This window comes from Salinicola sp. (assembly GCF_982684285.1).
In genome coordinates this window covers 1-9,342 of record NZ_CEXLVS010000023.1, presented here as the reverse complement: position 1 = coordinate 9,342, position 9,342 = coordinate 1, and the positions used below count along the sequence as shown (strand labels likewise).

8 protein-coding genes are annotated in these 9,342 nt (G+C 65.1%); 5 read left to right on the top strand and 3 right to left on the bottom strand.

What is annotated here, in order from left to right:
- A partial coding sequence (locus tag AC3AYF_RS03635; RefSeq protein WP_487779404.1) for a GntP family permease occupies positions 1-846 on the top strand: 846 nt, incomplete at its 5' end.
- 77 nt (positions 847-923) lie between these two features.
- Positions 924-2,687 carry an IlvD/Edd family dehydratase gene (locus tag AC3AYF_RS03630; RefSeq protein ID WP_487779403.1) on the top strand — a complete coding sequence of 588 codons (1,764 nt, stop codon included), beginning with the start codon at positions 924-926 and terminating at the stop codon, positions 2,685-2,687.
- Positions 2,688-2,722: 35 nt separating this feature from the next.
- Here the strand turns inward: AC3AYF_RS03630 and AC3AYF_RS03625 are convergent, their stop codons facing one another.
- The gene (locus tag AC3AYF_RS03625) at positions 2,723-3,142 is read right to left on the bottom strand and encodes a secondary thiamine-phosphate synthase enzyme YjbQ (RefSeq protein WP_295037215.1); all 420 of its coding nucleotides are present in this window, start codon (positions 3,140-3,142) and stop codon (positions 2,723-2,725) included.
- Positions 3,143-3,393: 251 nt separating this feature from the next.
- Here AC3AYF_RS03625 and attM point away from each other — a divergent pair, with 251 nt between their 5' ends.
- The 3 genes from attM to AC3AYF_RS03610 all read left to right on the top strand — a co-directional run bounded on the left by attM (position 3,394) and on the right by AC3AYF_RS03610 (position 6,976).
- Positions 3,394-4,179: an AttM family quorum-quenching N-acyl homoserine lactonase gene (gene attM / locus AC3AYF_RS03620; protein ID WP_295037213.1), complete on the top strand. Its 786-nt coding sequence runs from the start codon at positions 3,394-3,396 to the stop codon at positions 4,177-4,179.
- Between the two features lie 111 nt (positions 4,180-4,290).
- Positions 4,291-5,418, top strand: a complete 1,128-nt coding sequence (locus tag AC3AYF_RS03615) for a zinc-dependent alcohol dehydrogenase family protein (RefSeq protein ID WP_295037211.1) — start codon at positions 4,291-4,293, stop codon at positions 5,416-5,418.
- Between the two features lie 178 nt (positions 5,419-5,596).
- Positions 5,597-6,976, top strand: a complete 1,380-nt coding sequence (locus AC3AYF_RS03610; protein WP_295037209.1) for a class II fumarate hydratase — start codon at positions 5,597-5,599, stop codon at positions 6,974-6,976.
- 114 nt (positions 6,977-7,090) lie between these two features.
- On the opposite strand, the gene AC3AYF_RS03605 is transcribed toward AC3AYF_RS03610, so the two are convergent.
- Together AC3AYF_RS03605 and glpD are read right to left on the bottom strand one after the other, a co-directional pair.
- Positions 7,091-8,167, bottom strand: a complete 1,077-nt coding sequence (locus tag AC3AYF_RS03605; protein WP_487779402.1) for an endonuclease/exonuclease/phosphatase family protein — start codon at positions 8,165-8,167, stop codon at positions 7,091-7,093.
- 111 nt (positions 8,168-8,278) lie between these two features.
- Positions 8,279-9,342: glycerol-3-phosphate dehydrogenase (glpD, locus tag AC3AYF_RS03600; RefSeq protein ID WP_487779401.1), on the bottom strand; the 1,064-nt coding region annotated here is incomplete at its 5' end.

Sequence of the window (9,342 nt, the reverse complement as noted above, 5' to 3'; positions counted from 1 at the left end):
GGCCAGGGGCTGTTTGTCGCCCTGCTGGTGGGGCTGCCGACCTGGTACGTGATGGGCTATCGGCTGTCGCTGATGCTGGCCAATCGCTCGCCGTTCCAGGCGGTGCCCAACCTGATGGGCGGGGAGAGCGACGAGGTTCCGCCCGAGAAGCGTCCGGCCTTCGGCATCGTGCTGCTGGTACTGCTGCTGCCGCTGGCGCTGATCTTTCTCAACACCGGTCTATCGACGCTGGGACAGGGTGGCGTCATCGATGGCGACAACCCATTGGTCTCCGCGCTGATGGTGATCGGCGAGACGCCGATCGCGCTGCTGATCAGCACCTGTATCGCGATGTGGCTGCTGGTCATTCGCTCCAGCGAGCGCGGGGCGATGGATTCGATCAACGAGATCGTCGAGCAGGCGTTGTCGCCGGTCTGCAGCATCATCCTGATCACTGGCGCCGGCGGCATGTTCGGCGGGGTGCTGACGGCCAGCGGTATCGGCGATGCGCTGGCGGACAGCCTGCAGGCGTTCGGGCTGCCGGTGATTCTCGCCGGCTACGTGATCGCATCGGTGATTCGGATCGCCCAGGGCTCGGCAACGGTGGCGGGGACCACGGCGGCCGGCATCATGGCCCCGGTGGTACTGGGAGATCCGGCACTGGCCGGGCTGCCCGCCGCCTGCATCACCGTGGCGATCGTCGCGGGCGCCATCGGTTATTCCCATGTCAACGACTCCGGCTTCTGGCTGGTCGGTCGGTTCCTCGGTGTCGACACCAAGACCATGCTCAAGACCTGGACGGTGATCTCCACCGGTATTTCGCTGATGTCGTTCGGGCTGGCATGGCTGGCATTTTCCCTGCTGTGACGCTGCCCGCGATTCCTGACAACACCTGGACGACTGCCGTGACCGTCATCCACTGACGATGGTTCGAGGAGAGAAAGATGAGCGATTCATCGGATAGACCCCACAACAAGCGCCGACTGCGCTCGGCCCAGTGGTTCGGTACCGCCGACAAGAACGGCTTCATGTACCGCAGCTGGATGAAGAACCAGGGCATTCCGGACCACGAGTTCCAGGGCAAGCCGATCATCGGCATCTGCAACACCTGGTCGGAACTGACACCCTGCAACGCGCACTTCCGCAAGCTCGCCGAGCACGTCAAGAAGGGCGTGCTCGAGGCTGGCGGCTATCCGGTGGAGTTCCCGGTGTGCTCCAACGGCGAGTCCAACCTGAGGCCGACGGCGATGTTCACCCGCAACCTCGCCAGCATGGATGTCGAGGAGGCGATTCGCGGCAATCCCATGGATGCCGTGGTGCTGCTGGTGGGCTGCGACAAGACCACGCCGGCGCTGCTGATGGGGGCGGCGAGCTGCGACATTCCGACGATCGTGGTGACCGGTGGGCCGATGCTCAACGGCAAGCACGAGGGCAAGGACATCGGCTCGGGGACCGTGGTCTGGAGACTCTCCGAAGAGGTCAAGGCCGGCAAGATATCGATCCATGAATTCATGGCCGCCGAAGCCGGCATGTCCCGCTCGGCCGGCACCTGCAACACCATGGGCACGGCCTCGACCATGGCGTGCATGGCGGAGTCGCTGGGGGTGTCGCTGCCGCACAACGCCGCGATCCCGGCGGTGGATTCGCGCCGCTACGTGCTCGCTCATCTCTCCGGCAACCGCATCGTCGAGATGGTCGACGAGGATCTCAAGCTGTCGAAGGTGCTGACCCGCGAGGCGTTCGAGAACGCGATTCGCACCAATGCCGCCATCGGCGGTTCGACCAATGCGGTGATCCATCTCAAGGCGATCGCCGGGCGCATCGGGGTCGACCTGCCGCTGGACGACTGGACCCGAATCGGCCGCGGCACGCCGACCATCGTCGATCTGCAGCCCTCCGGGCGCTTCCTGATGGAGGAGTTCTACTACGCGGGCGGGTTGCCGGCCGTGCTGCGCCGGCTGGGCGAGGCCGACCGCCTGCCCCACAAGGATGCACTGACCGTCAACGGCAAGACGATCTGGGAAAACGTTCAGGACGCGCCGCACTACAACGACGAGGTGATTCGCCCGCTGGACAACCCGCTGCGCGAAGATGGTGGCATCTGTATTCTGCGCGGCAACCTGGCGCCCAACGGTGCGGTGCTCAAGCCCTCGGCGGCCAGCCCCGAGCTGATGAAGCATCGCGGTCGCGCGGTGGTATTCGAGAACTTCGACGACTACAAGGCGCGCATCAACGATCCCGAGCTTGAGGTCGAGGCCGACGACATCCTGGTGCTGAAGCACTGCGGGCCGCGGGGTTATCACGGCATGGCGGAAGTCGGCAACATGGGCCTGCCGCCCAAGATCCTCGAGCAGGGCATCACCGACATGGTGCGTATCTCCGATGCCCGCATGAGTGGTACCGCCTACGGCACGGTGGTGCTGCACGTGGCCCCGGAGGCGGCCGCCGGCGGACCGCTGGCGGCCGTCCACAACGGCGACTGGATCAGCCTGGACTGTGACAGCGGCAAGCTGGAGCTCGAGGTCGACGACGCCGAGATCGCGCGTCGTCTGGCCGAGGTCGACCCGACCGCGGCGTCGAACCGGATCGCCAGCAGCGGCGGCTATCGCCAGCTCTACATCGAACGGGTGCTGCAGGCCGACGAGGGGTGCGACTTCGACTTCCTGCGCGGCTGCCGGGGCGCGGAGGTGCCGCGGCACTCGCACTGAGGTGGCGGCAGGGCGGATTCAGAACGCCACTTGCGTCATTCGCCCATCAGCGTGGCGGTGATCCTTCGGGCACCGCCTTGCTGGCGATGTTCGCCCAGCCAGATGCCCTGCCAGGTGCCGGTGAGCAGGCGGCCGTTTTCCACCGCCAGGGTCAGTTGGGTGCCGAACAGGCTCGCCAGCACGTGAGCGGGCATGTCGTCCGGGCCCTCCAGCGTATGCCGCATCCCGGGGAGGTTCTCGGGAGCCAGCTGGCTGGCGAACAGCGCCATGTCGTGGCGCACGTCCGGGTCGGCGTTCTCGTTCAGGGTCAGCGAGGCCGAGGTGTGCATCAACTGCAGATGGAGCAGGCCGGTACGGATCTCGGCCAGCCGCGGCAGTGCCGCCAGGACCTCGTCGGTGACCAGATGAAAGCCGCGCGGGCGCGCGGTGAGCGTGAAGGGTTGACGATGCCACATGGCCGAGACTCCTCGATCGGTTTTCTGAAAGTCGGCATGACCGGTCGGGACTGGGTGAGGTGCCGACGCGCTGCGGGGGCTGTCTGGGACCAAAGTCCGCTGGTCACGCCGTTTGGCGGTGTCCTACTCTGACATGTCCGATCCCCCGGCTGCGAGCCTCGAGGCCGCTGGCGGATGGTGCATCTTTCGCCGTGCTCGCACCGCAATCGGCGGCAATGTCGTCTTCATGTGGCACAAACCAGGAGTGCGTCATGACTACCCCTCGTCTTTACATGTTCCAGACCGGCACGCTCAAGTGCCGGGTGTGCAATATCAAGATGAATGCGGGGCTGGACGAGTACGAGATCCCCGTGCCCTGGTATCTCATCACGCACCCGGAGGGAAATGTCGTCATCGATGGTGGCTGTGCCGTCGAGTGCGCCAGCGATCCCGAGAAGCACTGGGGCGATATCACCGCGGTCTATTGGCCCGTGATGCGTGAGGAGGAAGGTTGTGTCCAGGCGCTGAAGAGTTTCGGCCTCGAACCCGAGGACATCCGCTATGTCCTGCACAGCCATCTGCACCTGGACCATACCGGTGCCACGGGCCGATTCCCGAATGCCACTCATATTGTCAGACGTCGCGAGTACGAGTATGCCATGGCCCCGGACTGGTTCTCCGCCGGCGGCTATATTCGCGCGGACTTCGACCGCCCCGGATTGAAGTGGCATCTGCTCGAGGATGGCGACGACGGCTACGACGTCTTCGGCGACGGCACCATTCGTTTCATCTTCACGCCCGGCCATGCGCCTGGGCATGCCAGTTTCCTGCTCCGCTTGCCCGAGACCGGGCCGGTGCTGTTGGCCGTGGACGCGGCATACACCACCGATCACTGGGAGGAGAAGGCCTTGCCGGGCTTTCTGGCCTCGACCGTGGACACGGTGCGATCCGTGCGCAAATTGCATGCCCTGGTCGAGAAGACCGGCGCACTCGTGGTGACCGGGCATGACCCGGTGGCATGGCCGACATTCCGTCATGCGCCCGAATACTACTCCTGATCATGGCTCTTCATCACGACTCCTCTCTGATCATGCCGCCAGGCAGACGAACGTAAACCACGCCCGGCTCGTTCAAGCGAGCCAGGGCGATCCGTGAAATGGGATGCTGATATGAAAATCCATGCCGCCGTGATTCATGAAATGCACAGGCCCCGACCCTACCGGGAATCGATGCCGCTGTCGGTCGAGGAGGTCGAGCTGGAGGGGCCGGGACCGGGTGAGGTTCTGGTCAAGATGCGTGCCGCCGGGCTGTGTCATTCGGATCTGTCCACGATCAACGGGGACCGGCCACGACCGTTGCCGATGGTGCTGGGGCACGAGGCGGCCGGCGAGGTCGCCGAAGTCGGCGAGGGCGTCACCGATCTCGCCCCCGGCGACCACGTGGTGTTCTCGTTCGCGCCCAGTTGCGGTGGCTGCGCCTCCTGCCTGTCGGGACGGGCGGCGCTGTGCCGCCCCGGCGCGGCCGCGAACCTGGCGGGTCACCTGCTGGGTGGCGGGATGCGGCTGCACAAGGGCGGCGAGAAGATCTATCACCATATCGGCGTCTCCGGGTTTGCGGAATACGCCGTGGCGTCGCGGCGCTCGCTGACCCGAATCGATCCCGAGCTGCCGTTCCATATCGCGGCACTGTTCGGCTGTGCGGTACTCACCGGCGTCGGCGCGCTGGTCCACACCGCCGGGCTGCGGCTGGGCCAGTCGGTGCTGGTGGTGGGCCTCGGCGGTGTCGGCCTGGCGGCGGTGATGGGGGCCGTCGGCGGTGGCGCGCGTCAGGTGATCGCGGCGGATATCGCACCGGACAAGCTGGAGACCGCCAAGGCGATGGGCGCGACGCACATCGTCAACAGCGGCGATCCCGACGCCGTCGAACAGGTGCGCGAGATCAGCGGCGGCGGGGTGGACATCGCCGCCGAGTTCGCGGGCGTCGCCAAGGCGCTCGAGTTCGCCTATGAATCCACCGGCCGCGGCGGCACCACCGTGACCTCCGGGCTGCCGCATCCGGACGTGCGCTTCGCCATCAGTCCGACGCGAATGGTGGCCGAGGAGCGTACCCTCAAGGGTTCCTACCTCGGCGGACACGTGCCGTCGCTGGATGTGCCGGAATACATCGCGCTTTATCAGTCCGGCCGCCTGCCGGTGGATCGGCTGCTGACCCATCGCCTGAAGCTGGACGAGATCAATCTCGGTTTCGACCGTCTGGCCAACGGCGAGGCGATTCGCCAGATCATCGATTTCGACTGAGTGCGTCCGGTCCCCCGGTGGAGTCGCGGCCTGGTGTATCATGGCTGCCTCCCGACATCCGCCGCGCGAAGTGGATGCAGTGTGGGGACCGACTGCTAGGCTTGAAGGAGTCCCGAAGGGGTAGCCAACGTGATGGCTACCCCTTTCGCATTTCATCCGTCATCGATAGGAGAAGGTCATGGCTCAGACACGAGTCGAGCGCGACAGCATGGGCGAACTCAACGTTCCCGAGAGCGCACTCTATGGCGCGCAGACCCAGCGTGCCGTCAACAATTTTCCGATCAGCGGCCAACCGCTGCCACCGGCATTCATCACCGCAGTCGCGCACATCAAGCGTGCCGCTGCGGAGGTCAACCGGGAGCTTGGGTTGCTGGACGAGGAGAGGGCGAGGGCCATCATGGCCGCGGCCGACGAGATCATCGACGGCAAGCACGCCGATCAGTTCCCGATCGATGTGTTCCAGACGGGGTCGGGGACCTCGACCAATATGAACGTCAACGAGGTGATCTCCCATCTCGCCAGCCGGGACGGGCTCGAGGTCGGCCCCAACGATCACGTCAACATGGGCCAGTCGAGCAACGATGTGATCCCCACGGCCATTCACCTCGCCGCGGCGACACAGGTTCGGGAGCGCCTGTTGCCGGCGCTCAATTACCTGAGATCCACCATCGACGACAAGGCGAAAGAGGTCGATGACGTGGTCAAGACCGGGCGTACGCACCTGATGGATGCGATGCCGGTTCGCCTGAGCCAGGAGCTCGGCGGCTGGTCCAGCCAGGTCGGCCAATCGATCGAGCGGCTGGGAGACGGCCTCAAGCGGGTGACCCGTCTGGCGCTGGGAGGCACGGCCGTCGGGACCGGCGTCAATGCTCATCCCGAGTTTGCCGAAAAGGTGGCGCAGCGCCTGGCCATCGATACGCACCTCGACTTTCGGCCCAACGACAGCTTCTTCGCGAGCCTGGCCTCCCAGGATGCGGCGGTGGAGCTCTCGGGCCATCTCAAGACCTATGCCGTGGCGGTGATGAAGATCGCCAACGACCTGCGCTGGATGAACTCCGGTCCGCTGGGCGGCCTGGGGGAGATCGAGCTGGAGGCCCTGCAGCCGGGCAGCTCGATCATGCCGGGCAAGGTCAATCCGGTGATCCCGGAGTCGGCTGCCCAGGTCGCCGCTCAGGTCATCGGCAATGATGCCGCCATCACCATCGGCGGGCAGAGTGGCAACTTCCAGCTCAATGTGATGCTGCCGTTGATCGCGCACAACCTGCTGGAATCGATCAAGCTGCTGGCCAATGTGAGCCGGCTGTTGGCCGACCGCGCCATCGCCACGTTCAACGTGCGTCGTGACAATATCGAGGGCCCGCTGTCGAAGAACCCGATTCTGGTGACTGCCCTCAACTCCGTGATCGGTTATGACGCAGCGGCGGCGGTCGCCAAGAAAGCCTATCAGGCAGGGCGGCCGATCATCGATGTGGCCGAGGAGGAGACCGAGCTCTCCCGCCAGGAACTGGAGCGCCTGCTAGACCCGGCCAGGCTGACCCAGGGAGGGATCCCGGAGTAGCCCCCACTTCCGGCCGTTGTTTCTCGCCACGGATCCCCGTGAGCGGTTGCGTTCTCTGCAGCCGATATGACAACGCCACCCGGTCGGGTGGCGTTGTCGTCGAGCGAATAGGGTTCAGACCGGCGCCTCGCCTTGACGGTCCTGAGCCTCTTCGATGGTCTCCTCCGCGTCTTCTTGCTCGTCGCTATCGGCCTTTTCGGGCTCGTTCTCGGCCGCGCGGGTCGGGTTGTAGCGCATCGTCACCAGGATCGGGAAGTGATCGGATCCTATCTCCGGCAATCGCTCCATGTGGACGAGGGTGAAATGCTCGGTGACGAAGACGTGATCCAGGGGCCAGCGCAGCATCGGATATTTGGCGTGGAAGGTGCTGTACTGGCCGCGTCCGCGACGCAGGTCGAGCATGCCGCTGATTTTGCAGAACAGTTTCGTCGTCGGTGACCAGGCAACGTCGTTGAGATCCCCGGCAACGACGGTGGGTTCGCTGCTTTCGGCGATGGTCTGGCCCACCAGCAGCAGTTCCGCGTCGCGCCATAGCGACTCATCGCTCTCCGATGGCGCGGGCGGCCGCGGATGCAGCGCGTGGAGGCGGATACGGCTGCCGTCCCTCAGCTTCACCCAGGCGTGAATCGAGGGGATGTCGTCCTGGATCAGCCATTTGACCTCGACATCTTCCAGCGGCAGCCGGGAGTAGAGGTGCATCCCGTAGAGATTGTCGAGAGGGATGCGCACCGCTTCCGGCATCGACTTGCCGATGGCGGCGTCCAGTTGATCTCCCCACCACTGATCGGACTCCAGGGTCAGCAGGATATCGGGCTCGTGCTCGTGGACCAGGTCGATCAACTTCGATGCCTGGCGATTGGGGGTCAATACATTGGAGACGAGCAGCTTGAGTTCTTGTTCCGGCGCGTAGGAATTGGATTTGACCACCGTACATCTGGCCAGGGGGGTCCACGGGTAGATGCGTGCCCACTGGATGAGTGCCGCGATCACGCTGGCGGCGACGCCGGCCCAATGCCACCTCTCGACGGGTTCGAACGCTAGCTGGAGCAGCGCCAGAGCGGTGGCGACGATGGCGATCTGAAGCAGCGGGAAATCGAAACTGCGAACGCTCCAGTGGCGAAATCGCGTGTAAGGCGCCAGGGTGATCAACAGCGCTAGACAGCCGAGACAGCTAAACAGAAGTTGCAGCAAGGGAGGGTTCCTTGTATCGGGGTAGGGCGCCGTGCAGGGCCAAGCGTAGCAGAAACGCCATTCGTACCCTCGACAGTATGACTTCCCGGAAACCTCGTGGCAGCTAATCCCTCATGATACTTTGGCTAAAGGGCCCGACATGTCGATGGCGGGATGCTGATCGAGGTAGCGCGACAAGGTTTCTCGCTCATCGCTGGTCAGGCGCAGTCCCAGCTTGCTGCGTCGCCACAGGATGTCCTCGCTGGTGCGTGCCCACTCGTGCTCGACCAGGTAGTCGACTTCGGCACGGGTGAGGCCACCGCCGAAAGGCTGGCCGAGATCGTCCTGGCTCTGCTTGCCGTCCAGGAAAGTGAGGCAGAGCGAGCCGTAGCTGGACGCGAACCGCTCGGCTCGTTCCCGGCCGAGAAACGGATATTCACCTACCAGCCGATCGGCGAACGCGTGGCGCGATTCGATGTCGCCGCCGGGCAGCCTGGCGGTGGCCGTCCAGGGTTGTCCCATGGCAGGCAGCAATGGCTCGAGTTTACGCATGGCCGCCTCGGCCAGCTTGCGGTAGGTGGTGATCTTGCCGCCGAAGATCGACAGCATCGGTGCACCGTGCCGGTCGAGGTCGAGGGTGTAGTCCCGGGTCATGGCCGAGGGATTCTCCGACTCGTCGTCGCACAGCGGGCGGACACCGGCATAGGTCGCGACGACGTCCTCGCGACCGAGCTGCCTGACGAAGTGCGAGTTGAGCACCTCGAGCAGATAGTCGATCTCCTCGTCGTTGATACGGACCCGGGAGGGGTCGCCCTGGTAACGGCGATCGGTGGTGCCGATCAGGCTGTAGCGCTGCTGATAGGGCAGCACGAAGACGATGCGGCCATCCTGGTGCTGGAGGATGTAGGCGCGGTCGTCGTCGTTGAGGCGCGGCACGATCAGGTGGCTGCCCTGGATCATGCGGATGCCGTAGCGCGAGTCGCGCTTGGCATTGCCCTTGACGAAAGACTCCACCCAGGGGCCGGCGGCATTGACCAGCATCCGCGCGCCCAGGCGGTATTCGCCCCCCTCGCCGTCGCCGAGCGCTTCAGCACCTGTTGCGAGAAGGTTACGCAGGAGTTCAGCGGCCGCTGGGTGTTCGCGCCCATGCGCGAGCCCAAGAGCTGCACGGGCGGCGGCGGTGGCGGCGGCGGCAA

Excerpts from the sequence above, each read along its gene's own strand:
- attM (WP_295037213.1), top strand. The coding sequence starts at position 3,394 with ATGACTACCCCTCGTCTTTACATGTTCCAGACCGGCACGCTCAAGTGC.
- AC3AYF_RS03610 (WP_295037209.1), top strand. The coding sequence starts at position 5,597 with ATGGCTCAGACACGAGTCGAGCGCGACAGCATGGGCGAACTCAACGTT.
- AC3AYF_RS03615 (WP_295037211.1), top strand. The coding sequence starts at position 4,291 with ATGAAAATCCATGCCGCCGTGATTCATGAAATGCACAGGCCCCGACCC.
- AC3AYF_RS03625 (WP_295037215.1), bottom strand. The coding sequence starts at position 3,142 with ATGTGGCATCGTCAACCCTTCACGCTCACCGCGCGCCCGCGCGGCTTT.
- AC3AYF_RS03630 (WP_487779403.1), top strand. The coding sequence starts at position 924 with ATGAGCGATTCATCGGATAGACCCCACAACAAGCGCCGACTGCGCTCG.